The 23,481-nt window shown below is 49.3% G+C and carries 20 protein-coding genes; 12 read left to right on the top strand and 8 right to left on the bottom strand.

The features are described from left to right. Positions 1-10: 10 nt before the first annotated feature. Positions 11-1,087: a class I fructose-bisphosphate aldolase gene (locus CYPRO_RS09205; protein ID WP_114984340.1), complete on the bottom strand. Its 1,077-nt coding sequence runs from the start codon at positions 1,085-1,087 to the stop codon at positions 11-13. 328 nt (positions 1,088-1,415) lie between these two features. On the opposite strand from CYPRO_RS09205, the gene dusB reads away from it, so the two are divergent. From dusB to CYPRO_RS09190, 3 genes are read left to right on the top strand one after another with little or no spacing between them, the layout of a single operon-like run. Beyond that, positions 1,416-2,402, top strand: coding sequence for a tRNA dihydrouridine synthase DusB (gene dusB, locus CYPRO_RS09200; RefSeq protein WP_114984339.1), 987 nt, complete (start codon positions 1,416-1,418; stop codon positions 2,400-2,402). A gap of 47 nt (positions 2,403-2,449) precedes the next feature. Beyond that, positions 2,450-3,151 (top strand): pyridoxamine 5'-phosphate oxidase, encoded by a 702-nt coding sequence (gene pdxH, locus CYPRO_RS09195; RefSeq protein ID WP_240644719.1) that lies wholly within the window; start codon positions 2,450-2,452, stop codon positions 3,149-3,151. Between the two features lie 53 nt (positions 3,152-3,204). Further along, positions 3,205-3,570 carry a hypothetical protein gene (locus CYPRO_RS09190; protein ID WP_114984338.1) on the top strand — a complete coding sequence of 122 codons (366 nt, stop codon included), beginning with the start codon at positions 3,205-3,207 and terminating at the stop codon, positions 3,568-3,570. Positions 3,571-3,605: 35 nt separating this feature from the next. Here CYPRO_RS09190 and CYPRO_RS09185 read toward each other — a convergent pair whose 3' ends face one another. Both CYPRO_RS09185 and CYPRO_RS09180 read right to left on the bottom strand, forming a co-directional pair. After that, positions 3,606-4,499, bottom strand: a complete 894-nt coding sequence (locus CYPRO_RS09185) for a YihY/virulence factor BrkB family protein (protein WP_114984337.1) — start codon at positions 4,497-4,499, stop codon at positions 3,606-3,608. Between the two features lie 12 nt (positions 4,500-4,511). After that, the gene (locus tag CYPRO_RS09180) at positions 4,512-5,678 is read right to left on the bottom strand and encodes an aminotransferase class V-fold PLP-dependent enzyme (RefSeq protein WP_114984336.1); all 1,167 of its coding nucleotides are present in this window, start codon (positions 5,676-5,678) and stop codon (positions 4,512-4,514) included. 71 nt (positions 5,679-5,749) lie between these two features. Between CYPRO_RS09180 and dnaG the strand changes: the two genes are divergently transcribed. The 6 genes from dnaG (at position 5,750) to CYPRO_RS09150 (ending at position 15,709) form a co-directional block, all read left to right on the top strand. Beyond that, the gene (dnaG, locus tag CYPRO_RS09175) at positions 5,750-7,729 is read left to right on the top strand and encodes a DNA primase (RefSeq protein ID WP_114984335.1); all 1,980 of its coding nucleotides are present in this window, start codon (positions 5,750-5,752) and stop codon (positions 7,727-7,729) included. A 236-nt stretch (positions 7,730-7,965) separates the two neighbouring features. Then, positions 7,966-10,485, top strand: a complete 2,520-nt coding sequence (locus CYPRO_RS09170) for an efflux RND transporter permease subunit (RefSeq protein ID WP_114984334.1) — start codon at positions 7,966-7,968, stop codon at positions 10,483-10,485. A 192-nt stretch (positions 10,486-10,677) separates the two neighbouring features. After that, positions 10,678-11,430, top strand: coding sequence for a DNA repair protein RecO (gene recO / locus CYPRO_RS09165; RefSeq protein WP_114984333.1), 753 nt, complete (start codon positions 10,678-10,680; stop codon positions 11,428-11,430). 48 nt (positions 11,431-11,478) lie between these two features. Continuing rightward, positions 11,479-13,095 carry a trypsin-like peptidase domain-containing protein gene (locus CYPRO_RS09160; RefSeq protein ID WP_114984332.1) on the top strand — a complete coding sequence of 539 codons (1,617 nt, stop codon included), beginning with the start codon at positions 11,479-11,481 and terminating at the stop codon, positions 13,093-13,095. Positions 13,096-13,104: 9 nt separating this feature from the next. Further along, the gene (locus CYPRO_RS09155; RefSeq protein ID WP_114984331.1) at positions 13,105-13,845 is read left to right on the top strand and encodes a DUF4197 domain-containing protein; all 741 of its coding nucleotides are present in this window, start codon (positions 13,105-13,107) and stop codon (positions 13,843-13,845) included. A 343-nt stretch (positions 13,846-14,188) separates the two neighbouring features. Further along, on the top strand, positions 14,189-15,709 hold the full coding sequence (locus tag CYPRO_RS09150; protein WP_114984330.1) for an IS1634 family transposase: 1,521 nt from the start codon (positions 14,189-14,191) through the stop codon (positions 15,707-15,709). A gap of 97 nt (positions 15,710-15,806) precedes the next feature. Here the strand turns inward: CYPRO_RS09150 and queG are convergent, their stop codons facing one another. The 3 genes from queG to ettA form a co-directional block, all read right to left on the bottom strand. Beyond that, positions 15,807-16,760: a tRNA epoxyqueuosine(34) reductase QueG gene (gene queG, locus CYPRO_RS09145; RefSeq protein ID WP_240644718.1), complete on the bottom strand. Its 954-nt coding sequence runs from the start codon at positions 16,758-16,760 to the stop codon at positions 15,807-15,809. An 84-nt stretch (positions 16,761-16,844) separates the two neighbouring features. Then, positions 16,845-17,288, bottom strand: coding sequence for a DUF1569 domain-containing protein (locus CYPRO_RS09140; protein WP_114984328.1), 444 nt, complete (start codon positions 17,286-17,288; stop codon positions 16,845-16,847). Positions 17,289-17,291: 3 nt separating this feature from the next. Then, a complete protein-coding gene (ettA, locus tag CYPRO_RS09135; protein WP_114984327.1) occupies positions 17,292-18,962 on the bottom strand; it encodes an energy-dependent translational throttle protein EttA in 1,671 nt (556 codons plus the stop codon). Positions 18,963-19,594: 632 nt separating this feature from the next. Between ettA and CYPRO_RS09130 the strand changes: the two genes are divergently transcribed. Beyond that, the gene (locus CYPRO_RS09130) at positions 19,595-20,215 is read left to right on the top strand and encodes a sigma-70 family RNA polymerase sigma factor (protein WP_114984326.1); all 621 of its coding nucleotides are present in this window, start codon (positions 19,595-19,597) and stop codon (positions 20,213-20,215) included. A gap of 20 nt (positions 20,216-20,235) precedes the next feature. Beyond that, the gene (locus tag CYPRO_RS09125) at positions 20,236-20,592 is read left to right on the top strand and encodes a DUF952 domain-containing protein (RefSeq protein WP_114984325.1); all 357 of its coding nucleotides are present in this window, start codon (positions 20,236-20,238) and stop codon (positions 20,590-20,592) included. An 11-nt stretch (positions 20,593-20,603) separates the two neighbouring features. Here CYPRO_RS09125 and CYPRO_RS09120 read toward each other — a convergent pair whose 3' ends face one another. Continuing rightward, positions 20,604-21,689 carry a saccharopine dehydrogenase family protein gene (locus CYPRO_RS09120; RefSeq protein ID WP_114984324.1) on the bottom strand — a complete coding sequence of 362 codons (1,086 nt, stop codon included), beginning with the start codon at positions 21,687-21,689 and terminating at the stop codon, positions 20,604-20,606. 337 nt (positions 21,690-22,026) lie between these two features. On the opposite strand from CYPRO_RS09120, the gene CYPRO_RS09115 reads away from it, so the two are divergent. Then, entirely contained in the window at positions 22,027-22,335 is a 309-nt protein-coding gene (locus CYPRO_RS09115) for a hypothetical protein (RefSeq protein WP_114984323.1), read from the top strand. Positions 22,336-22,386: 51 nt separating this feature from the next. Here CYPRO_RS09115 and CYPRO_RS09110 read toward each other — a convergent pair whose 3' ends face one another. Further along, complete coding sequence (locus CYPRO_RS09110; protein ID WP_114984322.1) at positions 22,387-23,481, bottom strand: NAD(P)/FAD-dependent oxidoreductase; 1,095 nt, start codon at positions 23,479-23,481, stop codon at positions 22,387-22,389.

Genomic DNA, 23,481 nt, shown 5'->3' with positions numbered 1-23,481 from the left:
AAAAAAGAAGTTACGCGATGGTTACTTCTTCGTTCAGATATACATCCTGAATGGTTTGGAGAAGCTTGGCACCTTCGTCCATCGGACGCTGGAAAGCTTTACGACCACTAATGAGACCTGAACCACCGGCGCGTTTGTTGATAACCGCGGTTTTAACGGCGTCCGCAAAATCGTTGTCACCGGAAGCGCCACCGGAGTTGATCAGACCCGCGCGGCCCATGTAGCAGTTGGCCAGCTGATAGCGGGTGAGGTCAATCGGGTTATCGCTTGTAAGCTCACTGTAAATGCGCTCATCAAGTTTTCCGTAAGAAGAAGAACCGGTGTTCAGCGCTTTGAAGCCACCGTTAACTTCAGGAAGCTTTTGCTTGATGATGTCGGCTTCAATCGTAACACCAAGATGGTTGGCCTGACCGGTAAGATCGGCCGCTACGTGATAGTCCACGCCGTCTTTTTTGAAGGCATTGTTACGGGTGTAGCACCACAGGATGGTTGCCATGCCGAGCTCGTGTGCATAGGCAAATGCCTGCGCAACTTCTACAATCTGACGGGCAGATTCGTCGGAGCCGAAATAAATGGTCGCGCCGATAGCTGCGGCACCCATGTCATAAGCCTGATCAATCGTACCGAACATGATCTGATCAAATGTGTTCGGATAGGTCATCAGCTCATTGTGGTTGATTTTTACCACAAACGGAATTTTGTGCGCGTACTTGCGCGCAACCGCACCGAGTACGCCGTAGGTTGAAGCAACCGCGTTACAGCCGCCTTCAATGGCCAGCTTAACGATGTTTTCAGGATCAAAGTAGGCAGGGTTTTTTGCAAATGAAGCACCGCCGGAATGCTCAATACCCTGATCTACAGGAAGGATGGATACATATCCGGTGCCTGCGAGGCGGCCGGTATTGTAGATGGACTGCATATTCCGCAGTACACGGATGTTACGGTCTGACTGTGACCATACCTGACTTACAAAATCAGCTGACGGAAGGTACAGGCTGTCTTTTGAAATGGTCTTGCACTCATGGCCGAGTAACGCTTCTGTCTCGTTTCCGAGATATTCTTCGATTTTCGAAAGTGTTAATGACATTCTTTAATTAACCTCCTAAGGTTGTTTCATAACAATGGGAACGCTTCAATATAAGGCTTTTGAAATTCATATTTGAATGAGTGTATGAGATTTTAATGCGCGCTTTAGGTTTGTTTTTGTTTGTGATTGTTTTTTAGGATGATGAATCCCGTGCGCGAATACCCTGTTTTGGTTCGTAGCGCTTTTTTGGATGGCATGCTCGTGCAGTGATCCGGGTAAGCCTTTGCCTGCATTCACCCTTAAAAATGCTTATTTTAGGTGATTATGCATTTTCCGGATCAGCACCCGACTGAACCGGCTTTCTGTTTACTGTTTAGTTTTTTTTGATATGCAAATTGGCCCGATCAATCTCCCCGAAAGACCTGTAATTCTTGCACCTATGGAGGACGTAAGTGACTCCCCCTTCCGTCAGATGTGCAAGCGGCTGGGTGCTGATATGGTGTACACAGAATTCATCAGCTCTGAAGCCATCATCCGTGATTCTGATAAATCCATGCACAAAATGCGGTTCGAAGAGATGGAGCGCCCATTTGGCATTCAGATTTTCGGGGGCAGGGAAGAGGCCATGGAAGGCGCCGCGCAAATTGCGGAGGCGAGCAAGCCCGATCTTGTTGATATAAACTTCGGCTGTCCGGTTTATAAAATTGTGAAGAAAAATGCCGGCTCTGCCTGTTTGCGCGATCTGGGTCTGATGGAGCGAATGACGGAAAAAGTTGTCGAAGCTACCGGGCTGCCCGTCACCGTGAAAACACGACTGGGATGGGATGAGGAGACGATCCGGATTCAGGAGGTTGCGCTTATGCTGCAGCGGCTGGGCGTTAAGGCGCTCACGGTACACTGCCGAACCCGCGCGCAAGGCTACAAAGGAACGGCCCGCTGGGAATACCTGAAGCTTCTCAAAGATACACCCGGTCTCACCATTCCCATTATCGGCAATGGCGATATCACAACACCGCAGGAAGCGAAGCATGTGTTTGACACGACAGGGGTAGATGGCGTGATGATTGGCCGGGCCGCAATCGGCAATCCCTGGATTTTCAGGCAAATGAAGGTCTATCTCGCAACCGGTGAAATGCTGCCCGAACCCAGCCTGCAGGAGCGGATGGAAATCTGCGCTGAACAGCTGAAGGCTTCGGTTATTCATCACGGTGAAAAATATGGTGTCATCACCATGAAAAAGCACTACGGCAACTATCTCAAAGGCATTCGTAACGGCAAAAAACTGCGTCTCGAGCTGATGGAGCATGATACCGCGGCGCCCATTATAGAAGCCCTACTCAACTTTAACGATCAGGAACTATACGCGCTTGGCTAAGCAAACACGGATGTTCAGACTTTCTCTCACCTTACCTTACCCCGATTTTGCTTAAGCCCATTAAAAACTGGTTTTCAAAACGCGATGTCCAATCCTGGCGAACCGCAGTCGCAGCCATGCGTCGCGAGTACACGGGCGAACCGCTTACCGAAGAAATCGCAGGCGATGACCCGCTTCAGCTGTTTGAACAATGGTATGCCGAAGCTGCCGAACAAAGCCTGTTCGACGCCAATGCCTTTGTGCTGTCAACGGTCTCTGACAACCGTCCGCATGGACGCGTTGTATTGCTCAAAGGCTTCGATGAGCGCGGACTGGTGTTTTACACCAATTATGAAAGCGATAAGGCGCGGCAGATTGAAGCGAATCCCGAAGTCAGTCTCACCTTCAACTGGCCGGAATCTTTCCGGCAGCTTCGCGCGGAAGGACAGGCCGAGCGCATAAGTAGGAAAGAATCGGACGCCTATTTCAATGCACGTCCGACAGAAAGCAATCTCAGCGCGGTCATTTCGCCCCAAAGCCGCGTTGTCGAAAGCCGGCAGTGGCTGGAGCAGAAACAGGATGTACTCAAAACGAGCCTTCAAGACACGGGTGAAACCCTTAAGCGGCCGGAAAACTGGGGAGGCTACCGGATCAGACCGCGTTACTGGGAATTCTGGCAGGGGCGAACCGGACGTCTGCACGACCGCATTGTTTTTATTCAGGATGAGACAAACCCCGCTGTCTGGAAAAAACAGCGTCTTGCGCCCTAAGCTGATCCATTCTGAATTTCTCTGACACTTTAATAACTTGAGCAACCCATTCCATGCTTTACACCCCCGTAAGCATTCTCGTTGGCGCCCTGATTACCGCTGAAGGCCTTAAAATTCTTATTGATGAAGGCAGAACCAACCGATTTTCAAACTTTGTTTCTGCCGTAGAACTGATGTGGATGGTAATCAGTCTTGTCTATCTTTTCACTGAAGAGCTGTATGGAATTTACCTGTTTATGCCCGCTTTTTTTGTCGCCTATGTAGCTGCCGGATTCATCAGCAGCCTGTTGATGATACGGCAGTTCAAAAGCATGGAAGAGCTCGAAGATTTTCGTGTTCCCAAAAGCTACGGCGTAGTTTCCATGATTGCCGGATTTCTTTTTAGTGCTGCAAGCATGGCCCTTTTTGCGGCAGGCTAAATCCTGCGCTCACCGCTAATACGAATTCCAGACCTTCAGTCTTTTTTCAGAAACATACCCGGCTTAATATCCGAACCGTAGCGTTTGGTCCAGATCTGTGTGAACTCTGCGCCGAGAAAAATCACCATCACGTTGTAATACACCCAAATCAGAAAAATAACGAAAGAGCCAGCCGCACCGTAGGTCGAGGCCATTGCGGCATTACTCAGGTAAAAGCTCACAGCGGTTCGCCCCAGCAAAAAGAGAACGGACGTAATAAAAGCACCGGGGAGTACATCAGACCATCTTACCTGAATATCAGGCAGCAGCCGGTAAATGATCGAGAACAGGATTGTAGAGATCGACAGAAAGATGAAGCCATTGATGATAAAATAAATCCGTATGCCGGCGGGAAATATTTCTTCAAGAAACGGGCTGATAAATGAGACCAGCGTTGAAATGAAGAAGGTTGAAATAAGCAGCAGCGAAAAAATAATGATCAGCAGAAAACCCAGCAGGCGGTTGATGAAAAACATTTTGATGGGCTGTCGCTTGCTTTTATCCACATCCCAAATGGTGTTGAGCGATTCCTTTAGCTGCGTCAACACGGTCGTAGCGGCAAAAATCAAGACAATAGTACTCGTGATGGTGGCAAACGTGCCCTGACCGGTCTGCGATACGGCATTCACGAAATTCTGCACGGTGTTGGCCAGTTCAGCACCAATAACTTCTTCCATGTACAGGCTCAACTGTCCGGAAGCGGCCTGTTCACCAAAAATGAAGCCTGTGAAGGCAATCACCAAAATAAGCAGCGGTGCCAGGCTGAAAATCGTGTAGAAAGCCAGGCCGGCAGCGTGTAACATCATGTTGTCATCAAGCCACTCTTTGACCGTCATTTTGGCAACAATTCCGATTTCCTTCATCAGGTTTAGCAGCTTTTCGTGCGGCATTTTCAGGCTTGGTTAATTTTGGAGGAGGACGTCTTTGATGATATCAGCCGCTTTACTGACTTCGGCTTGGGTATTGTAAAAATAAGGCGAAAAGCGAAGCAAACCATTCCTGACCGAACCAATAAGCCCTTTTTCTGCCAGGCGTTTTCCGAACATAGCGGTGTCTGTATGTTCGGGCAGACGGAAAGTGATAATGGCCGAGCGCTTTGTTTCTTCAGCCGGACCGTAGCGCTTCAGGGGAGTATCTTCGAGCTGCGTATGTAATGCAGCGCCAAGCGCAAGCACGTGTCTGCGGATGTTCTCCGGACCTGTTTCGGTCAGCAGCTCAAGGCTTTTGTGAAGGCCGTGTATGGCCGGCAAATTGAAGGTGCCGGGCTCAAACCGCGACATGCCGGCATTCAGCGGCTGATGTGTATCGAAAAGATCCCAGACAGAAGCGACCGAAAGCCAGCCTTTGGCCGTGACAGCAATACGATCCTGAAAGGCTTCACTCAGATAAAGAAAACCGAGCCCCTGCGGTGTCATCAGCCATTTGTGACAGCCTGCACAAAGTGCGTCAATCCCATCCGCTTCCGCTGAAACGGGACTGTGTCCCAACGCCTGAATGGCGTCGACGACCAGAAAAGTACCGTTGGCGCGGCACAGCTTAGCAATTGAGGAGAGGTCCGCCCGGAAGCCGCTGAGAAACTGCACGGCGCTGACAGCAAAAATCCGGGTATGGCTTGTGAGGGCGACAGCAACATCATCAGGTGTAAAACAGCCGTTTGTGCCGCTGAAACACCGCACCTTCACCCCGCGTGCTTCCTGCAACAGCCAGGGATACACATTGCTCGGGAACTCGTCCTGAAAAACCAAAACTTCATCCCCCTTTTCAAAAGCAAAGCCATTAGCAATAATACTGAGCGCGAAGCTTGTATTAGGCATAAAAGCAATCCGGTCAGGTCCGGAAGCCCCTGTAAGTGCAGCGAGCTGTTCCCGGGTTTGTGCCATCACCGGCCAATCTGTATCCATGAAGTCATCCACCGGCATGTGCTGCCTGCGCTCAAGGCTTTGGGTAACAGCCTTAACGGTAGCACTCGGCAGGGGAGAAAGGGCCGCGTGATTAAAATAAATACCGCCATCATGGAGGTGCGGAAAATGCCTGCGGTACGTCTCCGGATTAAATCCGCTGGTTGACATGGGTCATATTTTTTGAATGAATGAAGGCCAATAAAATAGCGGTTCACCTTCAAATCTTTCTATTTTAAATCATGGCAGCTGCGCGAATAACCGATCACAAAAAAGAAGAAATCAGAGACACTGCAGATATTGTGGATGTCGTGTCTGATTATGTAAAGCTCAAAAAGGCCGGAGCTGCCTTTACCGGACTCTGCCCGTTTCACAATGAAAAAACGCCTTCGTTTTATGTGACCCCAAGGCTAGGCATTTTCAAGTGCTTCGGTTGCGGGGAAGGCGGTGACGTGTTCAATTTCGTGATGAAAATGGAAGGCGTTGGCTTTGTTGAAGCCATGCGCACACTTGCTGCCCGCTACAATATTGAGCTTCCGGAAGAAGAAAGCAGCGACTCCGCCGACGCGCAGACACAGCTCATTGAAGGCGTATATCATGCCCTGCGCTTTGCAGGGGTGTACTACCATCATACCCTAACCGGCGAAGAAACAGCTGCCGCTGCGCGTGATTATGTGGGGCAGCGCGGCCTGAATGCGGCAACCATACGGAAGTGGGGCATAGGCTACGCCCCCGAGGGATTCGACCACTTTTACCGGCACGCTATCAGCAGCGGGATCAACGAAAACTACCTGCACGAAGCCGGCCTTATCAAATACAGCGAGAACAATCAGCAGCCCTACGATACCTTTCGGCGCCGGCTGATGTTTCCCATCTTTTCCCCATCCGGCAAAGTCATCGGGTTTGGCGGAAGGATTATGGAGGGCGGAAAAGGTCCCAAATATATCAACTCACCGCAAACAAAAGTCTATAACAAAAGTGAAGTAATATACGGTATCCACCTGTCGCGCAATGAGATAAGACGCCACGATCAGAGTATTTTAGTGGAAGGGTACATGGATGTTATTTCGCTTTGGCAGCACGGTGTTCCCAATGTGATTGCAACAAGCGGCACAAGCATAACACCGGAACAAATGCGGCGGCTTGCCAACTATTCATCGAACCTTCTGATGGTGTACGACGCAGATAATGCCGGGCAGAACGCCATGCTCCGCGGGCTGGATGTCGCCCTGCAGGCAGGTTTGCACGTGCGGCTTATGCACCTGCCGGAAGGCGAAGATCCCGACTCTTTTGTGCAGCAGTTTGGCGCGGAATCTTTCATCAACTATGCCAAAAAAGAAGCCAAAGATTTTATCAGCTTCATGGTGCAGCATGCTGAGCGCCAGGGGGAGTGGGACGATCCCCTGCGCCGCAAGCAGGTTGTAAGCCGGATTCTGGGCTCTGTTGCGCGGGTAACCGATCAGGTGCTTCGGGAAACCCTGGTAGGTCATCTCCGCAGGCTAACCGGGATCGGTGAACGGGCGCTTTATGCCGAGCTTTCGCATCTGAAAGCCGAAGTTACGCAGGAATATGCGCGGGCAGCTGACCGGGAGCGTCGTGCGCAGCTGCGCGAAAATGCAGGACAAACACAGTCACCGGCAGAAGCGGGATCAACATCCCAAGGTGTGCAAACGTCATCAGCAGCACCCATAGCCCGAACAGGAAGCAGGAGATCTGTTCGTCGACCGGCAGCTGAAAAAGAAATCATCCGGCTGATGATAGAACACGGCGACGACATGATTTACTACGTCGGAAACCTGATCGGTCCGGATTATTTTACAGACGGGGAGCTTCGTCAGTTTTATGAAGCCATCACCACATGCTATGAAAATGAAATCCCAGCCACTATCGAGTATTTTACCGGCATGGAGCCGCCCTTTCCCAAACTTGTGAGCGAAGTTTTTATAGAACAGCACATGGTTTCCGAGCGGGGAAATGAAAAACGGGAACGCAGTATCCGCCGCGACACAGATCCTTATGCCACAGCCCGCGGTTCCGTTAAAGCCCTTGCTCTGCAGTACCTTGCAGATCAGATTGAAGAGGTCAATCAGCAGCTCAACTATGCCGATGACGACAACCGAACAAGCCTTTTCCGAAAACTCACGGAATTGCGTAAAACGAGGCTTCAAATTGAAAAAAGCAATGCTGATCATTTGTATCCTGCCCCCGAAGCTTTTTTGTAGCATGCAGCCGGACTTCCCTATTCAGCGAAATGTTTCTTACCTTCATGCGTTCGGCAGTCAGTCGATCCGAAATCCCGGCACGGCTTAGTCCGGAATGACCTGCAAAATGATTTTGTGTGCTTAGGTGTTATCCCGCTACATCATTCTCAAGCTCATTTGCGCAACCTTTTTTTATTCCATTTCCCCATCACCCTGTCCAAACCATTACGCAGGTATCGTGTACCTGAATTTCATGTATGGATTACATCCTGAATTTTCTGCGGCCCGTACTCCGCTACAATTACAATCATCCTAAATTTACAGTCACCTGGGCTATTTTAATTTCCATTGTTGCCGTGTTTTTTGCAACAAGGCTGCAGGTTGATACGGATATCGCCAATTTGCTCCCTTCAACACATCCCAGTGTTGTAGCACTTGAAACGCTGCAGGAGCGGGTAGGGGGTGAAACGGAAATGCAGGTTGTCATACATTCCCCCAGCTTTGAAGACAATCTGCGGTTTGCTGAAGCCATCATCCCGCGCAGCATGGAGCTGACGGATCCGCGCAACGGGCTGCCTTTCTTTTCGAGATATGAATTCATCAAAGAAGTTGACATACTTAAAGATTATGCGCTTTACCTGGCAACCGACGCTGAGCTTGATGAGCTGATTTGGTTTTTGGAAGACGAAATTGAAGACGCCAAACTCGAGGCCAATCCTTTTTTTGTAGATTTTGAGGATGATTGGGATGACGATGAGGAAGACGAAAGCCGCGGCCGGGCATTTGAAGATTTATACAGCGAACTGATTCCGGACCGCTATCCGATCAGTCCGGACAGCACTTCTATGCTGTTACGCTTTATTCCGACCGGCTCACGCAGCGATCTCAGTTTTCTGCGCAGCTTGTTTCGGGAGTACGACGCACTAATCGCCGAAATGAACCCCGCGGGTTTTAATCCGGAAATGCAGGTCATGGCAGGGGGGCGGCTGAAGCGTCACCTGATGGAAATTGACAGCATAATGGACGATGTGATCAACAGCTTTTCAACCGGGATCGGCAGTGTGCTTCTCATGGTGCTGATATACTTTTTCTGGAAAACCTTCATCAATTATAAGCGCGGACCGGAATCTGAGCGCCGCAAAGGCTTTTTCTCGCACGTCAAACGGGCACCGGTTCCGGTAGCACTCATCGGCGTTCCGCTCATCATCAGTTTGCTGGTCACGTTTGGAATCACGGCCCTGGTGCTGGAAAGCCTGAATACCATGACATCGGTTCTGTTTGTGATCCTGTTCGGATTGGGAATAGACTACGGCATTCATTTTTACGCCCGCTATCTGGAAAAACGGACTTCCGGCGAGAGTGTCGTTGAAGCGCTGGAATCGACCTATGCTTCATCCGGCCGTGCCATCATGACTTCCGCGATTACAACCGCCATCGCGCTCTTCGTCCTGATCTATGCCGATTTCCGCGGGTTTTCCGAATTCGGTTTTATTTCAGGACTGGGCATTGTGCTTGCGTACCTGAGCATGATGTATTTGCTCCCTGCCTTTATCGTGCTCTTTGAGCGCTTCAACTGGATTCTGATCAATTCCAACACGGCGCCTGAGCCCATCGTCCGCAAGGCGCCTAAGCGCTATCCCTTTGCGCGTACAACGGTTGCCGTTGGCGCGATTATCATCATTTTCGTGCTGTTTAATACCGAAAAGCTCAATTTTGAATACAACTTCAGCGAGCTTGAACCGGCCTTCCCTGAGTTTGAAGCTTTCCGCGAACTTAGTCGTGAAGCCGAAGGCTCCTCATCGGAGCGGCGCAATCCCGCATACGTTGTGGCTGACTCCTACGAAGATGTAGACCTGATTTTAAGTGCCCTGCGCAATCTCAGGGCCGAAAGCGGGGAAGAGACCCTTATCCTCGAATTTGAAGCCCTTCAGGAGCGCTTCCCGATTAATGAACAGGCCGAGCAGCACAAGCTTTCAAGACTTGCGGAAGTCAGGGAATTGCTCAACGATCCCTTTTTACGGGATCAGCAGGATGAAGGCCTCGACCGCCTGCGACGGGCCGCGCAGGCAACCGAACCTCTCGATTTTGCGCTCCTGCCCGATTTCCTCACGCAACGATTTGTCACAAGAGACGGGGAAATCGGTCAGTTTGTGATGATTTATCCCAACGTCAGTCTGGGAGACGGCCGAAACTCCATTGCCTTTAAGCAGGAAATCGGTCAGATAGAAGTTGCAGACGGCCGCGTCTTCACCAGCGCAAGTACCAGCTTGGTTGCCGCCTCCATGCTCATGCTGATGACCGATGAAAGCTTCATCATGGTTACGGCTACCTTCCTGATGATCATGCTGATGATGTACTTCTCCTTCCGCTCTTTCCGCTGGACCCTGATTTCCATGCTGCCCCTTGTCGTGGGCTTGTCGTGGCTGTTTTTTGTGATGATTATCTTCGGGCTCAGCTTCAACTTTTATAACCTTGTCACGCTGCCTGCCATACTTGGTATCGGCAACGATAACGGCGTGCACTTGGCCAGCCGTTACCGCGAAGAAGGTCCGAAAAGCATGTGGAACGTACTCTCAAGTACCGGACAGCACATCAGCATTGGTTCCTTCACCACCATGCTGGGATTTGCAGGACTCCTGTTCACCATGCACCCGGGACTATACTCCATCGGTTTACTCGCGGTTATCGGCATTGGCCTCACCTTGCTTGCTGCCCTCACCTTTCTGCCCGCACTCATTCAGGTCATGGAAGACCGCAACTGGATAACATTCGATTAACCCGCATTATTCACCAGGAAATTTTCTTGCTGGCAAGGAAATTTCGCAGTCTTTACACCACACTCAAATTTGACTACCGATGTTTTTAGCTAAGCCATATTTAAACGTACACTTAGCAAATAAATCCTGTTTAATTGTAAATAATGCGGGTTAAGTCAGGTACCTACATCCTGACCTCCATCCGGAACCCTTATGCTTGCTGAATCCCCTGCCATTGTACTCAAAGCTGTAGATTTTAAGGAAAGCAGCAAAATCATCACCCTGTTTACCCGCGATTACGGGAAAGCCGGTGTGCTCGTAAGGGGCTTTAAGAAAGCGAAAAGCCGGTTTGCAGGTATCATGACCTTTGGTTCAGTCATCGACGCTGTTTTTTACTACAAAGACAGCCGGGGCGTACAAACCCTAAAAGAAGCGGAAACACGCGTCAGCACGGTGCGGATTCAAAACCATTTTGACCGTGTTGCGGTGTCAATGGCGTTTTTAGAACTCGTTTCTCAGGTCATTCAGGAAGGCGAACCCAATGAAGAGCTGTTTGATTTTTGTGAAAACTTCCTGAAATGGCTGTCTGCCGCCGAAGCTGAACCCCGAAACCTGTTTCCTTACCTGCAGATTCGCGTAGCCGATATTTTGGGTGTTGGCTTGCAGCCCCCCGAAGAATGGCCCGACCTAAGCATAAAAACCGAAGGCCTGCAGGCGCTCTACCTCAACATACTGTCAGGCAGCTTGTCGGATGTGCCCGACGACGGCCTTTCCTTCAGGCTCACACCCAGGCAGATTCATTATTTCAGACTTGCCTTAAATGGCAAATCTGCGCAAATACCGCACACAGAAATGCCCGCGCAGGAATTAAAACCCCTCGTTTATCATTTAGATGTCTATCTTAAACACCATATAGAAGGTGTCAGGGATCGCAAATCTGACGCAATTTTTGACCAGATTTTGTGATTTTGCTACATTCGATTTTCAACGACTGCCTAAGCCCATAATCCTACTATGAAACTACATCAAATCACACTCACTGCCATTTTGCTTGTGATGATCGGCATGGTATTAGGCATGGGGTATATGATGCTCAGGGGATACCATTCCCCTTTCGTACCTACACAGGTGGAGATAACAGAAGTTATGCGAAGCACCGCAGCAACGGAAGTAACGCCGCAGTTGGACGGCTTTCCCGCTTTTTCTGCAAGGGATGTAGCACAGCAGGTTATTCCGACAGTCGTGTACATCGAAACCAGCGTGAGCGCACGCAGCGCCATGCCGGATGATGACGCCCACAATTTCGGAGAAGAATTCTGGGAGCGGTTTGTGCCCCGCGGTCGCTCCAATGCGGTCGGCTCAGGCGTGCTGATTTCCGGTGACGGCTTCATTATCACGAACAATCACGTCATTGCCGGCGGACGCGATTTGCGCGTTACGCTGCACGACAAACGGCAGTTCCCGGCCCGCGTAATTGGCCGTGATCCCTCCACTGATTTAGCGGTCATCAAAATTGAAGGTCGGGATTTACCTCATATCGTGCTCGGAGACTCAGACTACGTGCAGGTTGGCGACTGGGTGATGGCGGTAGGAAACCCGCTGCGACTCCGCTCAACCATCACTGCCGGAATTGTGAGTGCGCTATCCCGGGATGTCCAAATCATCAACGACCGCATGCGTATTGAAAGCTTCATCCAAACCGACGCCGCCATTAACCGCGGAAACAGCGGCGGCGCGCTGGTAAACACATCCGGAGAATTGATTGGCATAAACACGGCCATTGCCACTGAAAACGGGATGAATCAGGGCTACGGCTTTGCCATACCCATCAACATGGCCTTCAAAATAGCCCGCGACCTCATGGAATTTGGTCAGGTGCAGCGGGCCTTTCTGGGCGTGAGCATTGTCTCGGTAGATCAGCGAAGAGCCCGTCAGCTGGATATGCCAAGCATTAAAGGCGTCGAAATTTCAGGCCTCGTTTCCGGTGGCGCTGCCGATCTCTCCGGACTCCGCGAAGGCGATGTCATCACGCGGGTAAACCGGCGCGATGTCAACGAACCCAATCAGCTACAGGCACAGATTGCGCTGTTCAGACCAAATGAAACCGTTGAAATATCCGTATGGCGCAACGGCGAAGAAGAAATTAAAATGATTCAGCTGGCAGGGCTCGACAATCAGGCCATCAGCGAATGGACAGCACCGGAGCCCGAGCGAATCGACCTGCAGATTCCCTTCCATGATGAGCTGCCGGATATCCTGCAGCCCGGACCGGACGGTCAAGGCGACGCAGAAGAAGGTCAGCCGTCTCCCGATTGTGAAGCTGAGAAGAATACCGAAGAAGACGCAGAACGCGAACCGGCCTCCGCCACTTTCGACCGCGGATTCAGCGTTACAGAACTCCACATCGAAGCCCATCAGCAGCTCGGCCTTCAGGTGATGGTCACGCAGGTGCGCCGTTTTTCTGACGCCCGCCGTGCTGGTTTACGCTCAAATGATATTATATTGGCCATCAACGGATTGCGGGTAGAAACAGTAACGCAGTTTGAACAAATGATGGAAGCCGCAGGCGGAAGCAAAGTTGATCTCATGGTCATGCGCGGCGCAACCATCCTTCAGCTTGAAATCCAATAAAAATCCAAAATGAACAGTCATCTGAAACCCATCGCAGCACTTCTTTCCATTTTCTTTTTCCTAAGTGCCTGCGCTGAGCTGCAGCAGTTCATGGATCAGACGGGCGTCGGGGGCGGCGAGCTACCCCTCACGGAAACGGAAGTGGTGAACGGTCTCAAAAACGCCCTCGAAGTAGGGGCAGCCCGTGCCGCAGACACCGCTTCGCAGGAAGGCGGCTTCACCAACAATCAGCTCCTCTTCATCGCATTCCCCGAAGAAGCCCGGCGTGTAGAAAACACCCTACGAGACCTCGGCTTTGGCAGTCTCGTAGATGATTTCGTGACCACCCTGAACCGCTCTGCCGAAGAAGCCGCGCGTTCGGCAGCCCCCGTTTTTCGTCAGGCCGTGCAGCAGATGACCATTCAGGACGGCTTCGAAATTCTGCGCGGGGCAGACAATGCGGCAACAGACTATTTCCGGCGCACCACAACAGAAGAGCTGCACAACCTTTTTCGCCCCGTCATTTCACAGGCCCTCGACAACACCCTCGCGACCCGCTACTGGAACGACATCGTACAGCAGTACAACCGCATTCCCTTCATGCAGCCGGTTCAGACAGATTTGGTAGATTACACCACCGTCCGCGCAACGGAAGGCCTTTTCACCTTACTCGAACAGGAAGAAAAAGCCATCCGCGAAGACCCCGTAAAACGCACAACCGATATCCTGCGCCGCGTATTTGGCCACTCAAGCCTGCAACCCGCTTCGTGATGTAGCCCACCTCAGCGGGTACCCGAAACCAACATCTTAGCCTGACTTCTGGTTTCTTCCTGAAACCTGTTTTTATATTTTTTGGGGAAAACTTCGTGAACATCAGGAGCTTGGCGGGTAAACTGAAAGATCCCAAATCAAAGATGAATTCCTTGCTTTTTGGTCTGCGCGAACCCGCTTACAAGCTTCCGGGACAAACGAATTACGCCGCATTAAACTGCAATCGGCATGCTCAGTCTTCCTGTTTTGTGCACGCTTTTTTGTTTCAAAAATGAGGTATTAAGAAACAATAGTTTAGGAGAATGGATTTTCAAATTTGGGTCATGCGGGCTAAATTTGAGATATGTTTATCCGCAGAAATAAAAACCGAAGTGGTTCGGTCAGTGTCCAGATTTGCCAAAAGATCAATCGCTCCAATCGCGTGATTAAAACAGTTGGTATTGCCAAAACTAAACGGGAAGAAGATCTTTTGGTGATGCTTGCCAAAACTCAAATAGAGCAAATGAAAGGCACATTGGGCTTGGAGCTGTGTGTTGAATCTGATGATTTAGTCGTAGAGAATTTCGTCAATGAACTTAGTGTCGATGACTTTCAGCAGGTTGGACCGGAACAGGTTTTAGGGCGTATTTATCAGCATATTGGTTACCCGCAAGACGGCTCTTACCGGTATTTTAAGTCATTGGTTTTATATCGTTTAGTATATCCGGGAAGTAAGCTTAGGGCAGTGCAATACTTTAGCCGGCACATGAATTTGAACATTAGTGTGCATACCATTTACCGGTTCATGGACGAATTATCGTCAGAGCTTAAAACACATGTCGAAGACCTTAGTTTTGCCCATACTACCCGCATAGTCGGTGGTGAGGTGACTGTGGTATATTATGATATGACAACGCTTTATTTCGAGGCTTCCAGAGAAGATGATTTTAGAGTCAGTGGCTACTCCAAAGACGGTAAGCACAGCCATCCTCAGATTTTGATTGGATTGCTGGTCACTAAACAAGGGTATCCGGTAGGATATCAGCTATTTGAGGGCAGTACAGCCGAGACGAAGACGCTGGTTAAGGTTCTGCAGGCGTTTGAAGAACGCTTTGATCTTCAAAAACCTGTTTTGGTAGCGGATTCAGCATTGTTGTCGCAAAAAAACATCAACAAACTTAATGAGTACAGTTACAAGTATATCTTAGGAGCAAGGCTCAAAAATGAATCAGAAAATCTTAAGCAACGCATCCTCAAGCTTAAGGTTACCCAGGACAAACCAGCCGAGTTACCTCATCGCAACGGACGACTTATTATTACCTACTCGGCTAAACGCGCAAAAAAAGACAAGGCAAATCGTCAAAAAGGTCTGGAGCGGCTCGAAAAAAAGGTTTCTTCCGGTAAACTGACCAAGGAACATATCAATAACCGTGGCTATAATAAGTATTTAAACCTGCAAGGTCAGACCACTATCAATATTGATTATCAGCGGTTTGAGGCTGACCAGGTGTGGGATGGACTGAAAGGATATGTAACCAATACTGAGTTAACCCCAAAGCAGGTAAGCAGGCATTACAAGCAGCTATGGCACATTGAGAAAGCATTCCGTATTTCCAAGACAGACTTACGAATACGTCCGGTCTATCATCGGCTCAAAAACCGTATTGAAGCACATATATGCATTTGCTTTACAGCCTACATGATTTATAAGGAGCTTGAACGCTTACTCAAAACTAACAACATCAGTATATCGGCACAGAAAGCAATAGAGGAATTAAAAGAGATCAAGCAATTGACCTATTGCCTACCGAAATCAAAAACTGTAAAAAAAACGGTCCTGAAACCGACCCCACTACAGCAAAGACTTCTTAACCTTCAATTCTGAAAATGTGGGTCATGCATTGCACAAAACAGGTGCGCGAACCCGCTTACAAGCTTCCGGGACAAACGAATTACGCCGCATTAAACTGCAATCGGCATGCTCAGTCTTTGCCTTTTTTGTTACCGCGCACCGCTGCAATGTTACGCTTCAGGCCATCAAACTTGGTACGCTTCACCGGATTTTTTTTGAACAGCCTGCGAAACTCCTGCAGGTTCAGTTCTTCCCAGTACCCCTTATCTTTACCCAAAAGTTCATCGCGCGCCATCAGGCGGGGCTCGCTGCCCGGCAACGCTTTCCGGTTCCACGGGCAGACATCCTGACAAATATCACAGCCAAAGATCCAGTTGCCGAGCTTGTCGTGATATTCTGCCGGGATTTCATCCCGCAATTCTATGGTAAAGTAGGAGATACACTTTGAGCCGTCAACGGAATAAGGCTCGGTGATGGCATCGGTAGGGCAGGCGTCGATACAGCGGGTGCAGCTGCCACAGTGATCGGTAGTCGGGCTGTCGTAGTCGAAAACCGCGTCAACAATCATCTCGCCCAGAAAAAAACACGAACCCGCTTTCCGGCTGATCACATTGGTATGTTTGCCCATCCAGCCAAGTCCGGACTTTACCGCCCAGGCTTTATCCATGACCGGTGCGGAATCGACAAACACCCGGCCTTCGAGTCCGCCGTTCAGCTTTTTGGTGAATTCGAACAGCTGATACAGCTTGTCTTTGAGCACAAAGTGATAATCCTCACCCAGCGCATATTTTGAAATCCGAAGGTTTGCCTCATCAGACGCATGCTCCCGAAACAGCTCCGGCTGATGGTAGCTGCAAAGCACACTTATCACACTTTTAGCACCGGGTACCAGCTTGGTCGGATCAACGCGCTTGTCGAAGTGATTTTCCATCCAATGCATTTTGCCGTGCTTACCGGCAAGCAGCCATTTCTCCAAACGCCGTGCTTCGTCTTCCAGAAAACCCGCTTTCGCAAAGCCGCACCCTTCAAACCCGAGCCGGTTAGCCTCGGCTCTCACGGCCGCTGTTAGCTGTTGCTTGTTCATGGATACATTCATTGAGATTAACGCACAGGCAAACAAACGGCTTCCGTGAACAGACACGGAAGCCGTTTCAGGCCTGAAAAAACATCACCCTAACAAACCAAACTGTTCGAAATGATGGGTGAAGTGCTTTTTCATAAATTGTTCCCATTCCGGGAAGCTGAGCTCCCCGAAAGCAGGGTTGATGTGAACGGCTTCGGGGTTTGCTTCATAATAGGCCACAAAATCGGATAGCTCCGCTTTAAACTCCGATACCGCAGCTTCGAAAGACTCATTCCTCAGCTTAGGAAGCTCACTGCCAACAGCCGGACTCACAACACCCCGCGGAATGGGCTTGTCGCTCATCAAAAAGGCCCGCATTTGCGCCAGCTGATTTTGCGGGGTATAAACCTTTACATCATTTTTTCCGGTTGCAAGCAGCAGGGTAGAAGTCAGGTGCTCGACCATGTGCTGAGCGGTCATTTTGCCCCACCGCGGCTGCGTATCGGCCTGCAGTTTATCAATATGTTGCGCGAGTTCGTGCAGTGTCATGTATTACCTCATTAGTTTTTTGTACTGAATGCGCGTCGGCTGATCTTCGCTGATTCCCAGACGCTTACGCTTGTTTTCCTCATATTCGGCAAAGTTGCCTTCAAACCAGTAAACCTCACTGTTGCCTTCAAAAGCCAGAATGTGGGTGGCAATACGATCAAGGAACCACCTGTCGTGCGATATCACAACAGCACAGCCTGCAAATTCGAGCAGGGCTTCTTCAAGCGCCCGCAGGGTGTTGACATCAAGGTCGTTGGTTGGCTCATCGAGCAACAGCACGTTCGCGCCTTCCTTCAGCATTTTGGCCAGGTGCACACGGTTGCGCTCACCGCCAGACAGCTCCGTAACTTTCTTTTGCTGATCACTCCCCGAAAAGTTGAACCGCGCCACGTAAGCACGCGAGTTTACCTCCCGGTTGCCGAGCTTGATTAAATCCTGCCCGCCGGAAATTTCCTCCCAGATAGACTTAGCAGGATCCAGCGGACGGTTCTGATCGATGTAGCCAAGCTTCACCGTTTCGCCCAGGTCCAGCTTCCCGGAATCAGGGTTTTCCTCCCCGATGATCATTTTGAAGAGCGTACTCTTACCAGCACCGTTTGGCCCGATTACGCCCACAATGCCGCCTGGTGGCAGACTGAAATCAAGATCGCCAAACAGCAGCTTGTCATCAAAACCTTTCGTCAGCTGGTCGGCCACAATCACCTTGTTCCCCAGGCGCGGTCCCGCGGGAATGAATATTTCCATATCCTCGCGCCGCTTTTGCTGTTCTTCGGAGAGCATTTGCTCGTAGGCCGAAATACGGGCTTTGCTCTTGGTGCGGCGTCCTTTGGGATTTTCGCGAATCCACTCCAGCTCTTTTTGGAGCGTTTTCTGCCGCTGCGATTCCGAGCGCTCTTCCTGTTTGAGTCGCTCTGACTTTTGCTCAAGCCATGATGTATAGTTTCCTTTGAACGGAATGCCCTCACCACGATCGAGTTCCAAAATCCAGCCTGCAACATTATCCAGGAAGTAACGGTCGTGGGTTACCGCGATTACAGTGCCCTCATAGCGGGCAAGGTGCTGTTCGAGCCAGCCGACAGATTCGGCATCAAGGTGGTTGGTCGGCTCATCGAGCAGGAGCACATCCGGCTTTTTCAGCAGCAGGCGGCAGAGGGCAACACGGCGCTTTTCACCACCGGAAAGGGTGCCGACTTTCTGGTCGCCGGACGGCGTACGAAGGGCGTCCATGGCCTGTTCGAGCTTGCTGTCAAGATCCCATGCACCGGCCGCGTCAATACGATCCTGTAGCTTGGCCTGTTTTTCGATCAGGGCTTCAAAATCAGCGTCCGGCTCGGCAAAAGCGGCATTTACAGCTTCAAATTGCTTGAGCAGGTCAACGGTTTCCTGCACGCCTTCTTCCACAATTTCACGCACAGTACGCTCCGGATCGAGTTCAGGCTCCTGCGGTAAATAACCAAAGGTAATCCCTTTTTGGACAGTTATGTTGCCAAGATAGTCTTTGTCTTCACCGGCAATAATGCGAAGCAGCGTACTTTTTCCGGCACCGTTTAAGCCAAGTACCCCAATTTTTGCGCCATAGAAAAAGGAGAGATAAATATCTTTGAGAACAGTCTTGTTGGGTTTTCGGACTTTACTGACCCCAACCATTGAAAAAATAATTTTTTGATCGCTCACGATGAAAGATTTTTTTGAGATGAATGGTTTGCTTTAATATGGGCCTAAAATACGCAAAGATATTCGTCTGTCACTTAGAACCCGTACTTTTAACTGATTTTGATTATCGTCTGACAGAGACGGGATCTAACCCGCATTATTCACCAAGAAATTTTCCTGCTGGCAAGGCGAAGCTGAAAACTCAGCGGAAGGGTACCTAAGTACCCTGAGCATGAGTTTTCAGCTTCAACGCCGCCAGCGGGGAAATTTCGCAGTTTTTACACCGCACTCAAATTTGGGCTACCGGTGTTTTTTTGCTAAGCCAAATTTAAACTAACACTTAGCAAATAAATCCTGTTTAATTGTGAATAATGCGGGCTAACACCTTCAGCTAAGCTCTGAAATACTGATTATAGAGTGCCAGCTATACCCAAAGAAAGCCAGGCTTACCCCGTTGACCAAGAACAACATAATTGCCCCGGCAAAATCCCCATGATCTGCCGGAACTATCGTTTTTTTAATGTAAATCTAAGGCTGTCGGTTTCGGATGAAAAAAGTATTTCAGGTTCAAATTAAAAGCGCAGATTAGTTAACTTGACTCATTATATTACAAAATTGAAGTTCTTACGGTAGCTCATTTAAAACCAATCAGAATGTCAGCTGAATCGGAAGCGGTTAAAAAAGCCAGGTCATTAAAAAACAGGGAAGAAGACTATGCGCTGGTTGATCAGGCTAAACTGAATGACCAAAAGGCATTCGCGCGCCTGATGGAAAAGTATCAGGTGCAGCTGCATTTCCATGTCCAGAAAATTGTGCGTGACCGTGACGTTGTGGAAGACCTGGTTCAGGAAGCATTTTTGAAAGCTTTTGATAACATCCATACCTTCGACCCTACCTATGCTTTTTCAACCTGGCTCTACCGTATAGCTACCAACCATTCGATTGATTTCCTCCGCAAAAAGAAGATGAAGACCTACTCCATCGATGAACCTGTGCGGGGTAAAGACGGGGATATGAAAGTCGAGCTGCCGGATCACGACAGTGAAACGGACGCTGAGCTGATTCGGAAGCAGCGGGCAAAAATCATCAAAGAAGCCATAGACAGCCTGCCCGATAAATACCGGGTCATTATTAAGCTGCGTCACGAAGATGATAAGAGCTATCAGGAAATTGCGGATATGATGACGCTTCCGCTTGGCACCGTAAAAGCACACATATTTAGAGCAAGGGAGCTCCTGAACAAATTTCTCATTGAAAAAAGGGGGCAGTTTTGATCTCAGCCGACTCCCGGCAAATGCTTACCCTTTATCACTTTGCGGAAACCGCAGTCTATGAAGCTGTTGAGAACGGATACTACCGCCCGTCAGCTTTCAGTTCGGAAGGCTTCGTTCATTTGTGCAAAAAAGAACAGCTGACAGGCGTTTACAGCCGATATTTTGAAGGGAAACCCAATATACTCCTCCTTACAGTTAGGCTTACAGCTTCCGACCCCTGTCTTATTTTTGAAGATTCCACAGGAAGGGGAGAGCTTTTTCCTCATTATTATGCGCCAATTCCGGTGGCAAGTATTCAGCGCGTCAGTGAAGTTGAGACCGGAGAGCAGGCGCCTGAAAAGACAGACGCCTACTTCCGTTCTCTGATCAATGTTTAAATTAGTAGCCGTTAGAGCTTTTGTTTATTTCCGCGAACCAGCTCATGACGCTCAACCCCTTTAAACTTCATAATAAAATTTGCCCCAAACGCAGTGGAAGGCGTATGAAAGCCAGGTGTTACGGTTCCAGCCGTAACCCGAATCGCTGATTCAGCTGCAATTTGCGCCGTGAGCGAATATGCTTCAGGCGTTTTCAGCAAGAAACTCTTACGGGTCGTTAGGTCATAAACAGTCAGATAAATCCGGCTTTGCCCTTTCTCCCGTTCCGCAAAACCGGGGCCTTCGGGCTGCTTACTAATCCAGGAAGAAATCATATTACTAAACAGCTTTCGCTTCAGCACCGGCTGGAAGAAACCGGCAAGTTTGGCCAAACGGGCAGCTCCGTTAGACATCGACATATACACTTCAATATTTGGTACCTGAGTCGAGTAAAATGCAGATGAAACGTCACCCCAGGGAATTGAAACGCATGTTCGTACCTTATCCCGAAAATCAATGCGGTGACTTTTATGGGCAAACCTGACCGGTACGATCAGCCCGCGCGACCGAACCACATTACCTTTTTTAAACTGCTGAAGAGATGTTCGCATGGTACCTTGTGAAGGTCTGCCTCCAAAATGTAAGCAGAGCCGGATGGTTCTTGCACCCGGAAATTTCTTTTGTGCATACGCTATAAGACAGTCGCTTGGCGCTACATCATACCCAACGCCAGGCAAAACTATGCACTGATTCGCTTTTGCCTTTCGATCATAAAGGCTTAAACTTTCAATGACGTCAAACTCTCCGGTAATATTTAAATAGTTGATCCCGCTGTTTACACACGTTCTTGTAAGGTAGACGGATGTGTTATGAAAGGGACCTGCACAATTCAGAACGGTTTTATATTCCTGAATTTGAAGGGATAACTCGGCGTCGTCAAGCGCAAAACAAGCGTAAGGCAGTCCTGTTTTCGCAGCTTGCTCTTTCAGCTCATTTTCATTTCTTCCTCCAAGCGTAACGCTGACACCGCGGCGCTGGAATTCCTCAACAACTAATTTCCCTGTATAGCCATAAGAGCCATATACTAAAATTTCATTGCCGCTATCGGTAGGTTGCATATTAATTTTAAAAGTTCGAATTAGAATATAGGTGCGATTCTTCGGCTTATTTTCTTTTTGCCGCTAAAAATTGAATTGAGAATTATATTCAGAATGAAAGACCATATTGAATAATCAAGGCTACCTGTTCAACACTCACTTAAATTGAATCCTAAGGTAGCACAATTAGACATAGTGCGAGCTAAAACATACTGCTCTTTGCAAGCAACTTGACTATAGGCATTTAAAATTTTATGTCTTCACCTGAACACATAATTAACAAATCTTATTTTCATACCTGCTTAACTTACCCTTCTTAATTTAAACAATTAATCACTTCGTCAAAACCCTGAACTTTATGGCTTCAAAAAAAAGAAAAATCTTTTTTGTTTCATTCGCCACGGTATTTGCCGTGCTGATTATTCTTACTTCTAACAATATTTTTAAGGAAGACCCAGGCTATTTCATTGTGCCTCACGGGGATCATAACCATTATGTGCCGCACGACTACGACCGAAACGTAAATATTCATCAGTTTCCGCAACGTCCGCCGCGCGATGGCGAACGTATTACACCTGACGGCCGCATTGTTCGTGATATGGATACCGGAATTCAGTTTTTTGAGAGACCATCATCTGAGAATGACGATCAGCCATCAGAACCCTGATGGTATTTTACACATACACACGAACAGTTTCACAAAAATATTTAACAAGTATCACCACCGGTTTGCAGAAATTTCGCGGGAAAGCTCAGTTCCGGCGATGATATGCTGTGCGGTAAGAATGCCGCAGTAAGGGGCAAATATCATCCCTTTTGAACCAAATCCGGTCGAAATGTAGGTGTGCTTTCGGCCCGATAATAAACCCGTAAACGGCATGCGGTCAGGTGTTGTGACGCGTATGCCGGTCCAACTGCCCCTGACAGTCAGGTCATCTGCGTCGTAATCGGGAAAGCTACGCGGCACCTTTTTCAGCAAATAAGAATTGGATTTGTCTGTAGGATTAAAATTATCAAAATGATGCTCATAGGTGCTGCCAATCTCCACGCGGTTGTTATGTAAGGAAATGTAGCCTTTTGATGAAACCGATGGCTTGAAATCAGTCCGAAGAAAGGGGGCTACTTCCACCGTTTGTCCTTTCACAGCATGCAGCTTCAGCTTCTCGTTTCCGGCAAGGTCGCGGGCAAATGCCCCTGCCGCTATCAGAACTTTTGGAGTATCTGTTTGGCTGCCATCTTCAAAACGTATGATGGCTCCCGTTTCACGTTCAGAAACATCAGCCACTTTTTTCTCCATCACCAGGCAACCATATTTATCCCGCAGCATTTCGTGCAGTCCCTGCAGTAAAATCGGGGTTTCAACGGTCATTCCTACTGCAACCCAAAGCCCGCCCCACCTGTGCTCGCTTTCGGGAAAGCGTGCGCGCAGGTCTTCTGGTGTAAGCCACCTGACCCAGCCTTCGGGCCAGCCTTCGGTTTCAGCCGATTTGCGGAAATGGGCAGCCATCCCTTCATCCAGACAAGGTCGCAAAAGCCCGTTTCGGCTGATAAAGCCATCACTTCCAAGAAATTCGGCGACTTCGTCAAGTAACTCATGCAGCGCCTGATGGCATTCAAGCGCACGCCAGCCTTTTTTCGCACGAAGGGCGGCGGCCGGGTTGTAGAGTGCGAGGGGTACCATACTCGCCGTATGACCTGTGAGCTGATTCTGATGCACAAGTGTTACCTGAGCCCCTTGTTTAGCCATCTGAAGTGCTGCACAGCTTCCGGCAAGGCCGCCACCAACAACCAGCACTTCCGCTTTTTTAGACAT

This window comes from Cyclonatronum proteinivorum, from assembly GCF_003353065.1.
Lineage (GTDB): Bacteria > Bacteroidota > Rhodothermia > Balneolales > Cyclonatronaceae > Cyclonatronum > Cyclonatronum proteinivorum.
The sequence above is the reverse complement of the archived record's forward strand: the minus strand, read 5'-3'. Positions and strand labels throughout refer to the sequence as shown.

Coding starts and splice junctions, on each gene's coding strand:
- CYPRO_RS09205 (WP_114984340.1), bottom strand. CDS start 1,087: ATGTCATTAACACTTTCGAAAATCGAAGAATATCTCGGAAACGAGACA.
- dusB (WP_114984339.1), top strand. CDS start 1,416: ATGCAAATTGGCCCGATCAATCTCCCCGAAAGACCTGTAATTCTTGCA.
- CYPRO_RS09190 (WP_114984338.1), top strand. CDS start 3,205: ATGCTTTACACCCCCGTAAGCATTCTCGTTGGCGCCCTGATTACCGCT.
- CYPRO_RS09185 (WP_114984337.1), bottom strand. CDS start 4,499: ATGCCGCACGAAAAGCTGCTAAACCTGATGAAGGAAATCGGAATTGTT.
- CYPRO_RS09180 (WP_114984336.1), bottom strand. CDS start 5,678: ATGTCAACCAGCGGATTTAATCCGGAGACGTACCGCAGGCATTTTCCG.
- dnaG (WP_114984335.1), top strand. CDS start 5,750: ATGGCAGCTGCGCGAATAACCGATCACAAAAAAGAAGAAATCAGAGAC.
- CYPRO_RS09170 (WP_114984334.1), top strand. CDS start 7,966: ATGGATTACATCCTGAATTTTCTGCGGCCCGTACTCCGCTACAATTAC.
- recO (WP_114984333.1), top strand. CDS start 10,678: ATGCTTGCTGAATCCCCTGCCATTGTACTCAAAGCTGTAGATTTTAAG.
- CYPRO_RS09160 (WP_114984332.1), top strand. CDS start 11,479: ATGAAACTACATCAAATCACACTCACTGCCATTTTGCTTGTGATGATC.
- CYPRO_RS09155 (WP_114984331.1), top strand. CDS start 13,105: ATGAACAGTCATCTGAAACCCATCGCAGCACTTCTTTCCATTTTCTTT.
- CYPRO_RS09150 (WP_114984330.1), top strand. CDS start 14,189: ATGTTTATCCGCAGAAATAAAAACCGAAGTGGTTCGGTCAGTGTCCAG.
- queG (WP_240644718.1), bottom strand. CDS start 16,760: ATGAACAAGCAACAGCTAACAGCGGCCGTGAGAGCCGAGGCTAACCGG.
- CYPRO_RS09140 (WP_114984328.1), bottom strand. CDS start 17,288: ATGACACTGCACGAACTCGCGCAACATATTGATAAACTGCAGGCCGAT.
- CYPRO_RS09130 (WP_114984326.1), top strand. CDS start 19,595: ATGTCAGCTGAATCGGAAGCGGTTAAAAAAGCCAGGTCATTAAAAAAC.
- CYPRO_RS09125 (WP_114984325.1), top strand. CDS start 20,236: ATGCTTACCCTTTATCACTTTGCGGAAACCGCAGTCTATGAAGCTGTT.
- CYPRO_RS09120 (WP_114984324.1), bottom strand. CDS start 21,689: ATGCAACCTACCGATAGCGGCAATGAAATTTTAGTATATGGCTCTTAT.
- CYPRO_RS09115 (WP_114984323.1), top strand. CDS start 22,027: ATGGCTTCAAAAAAAAGAAAAATCTTTTTTGTTTCATTCGCCACGGTA.
- CYPRO_RS09110 (WP_114984322.1), bottom strand. CDS start 23,481: ATGTCTAAAAAAGCGGAAGTGCTGGTTGTTGGTGGCGGCCTTGCCGGA.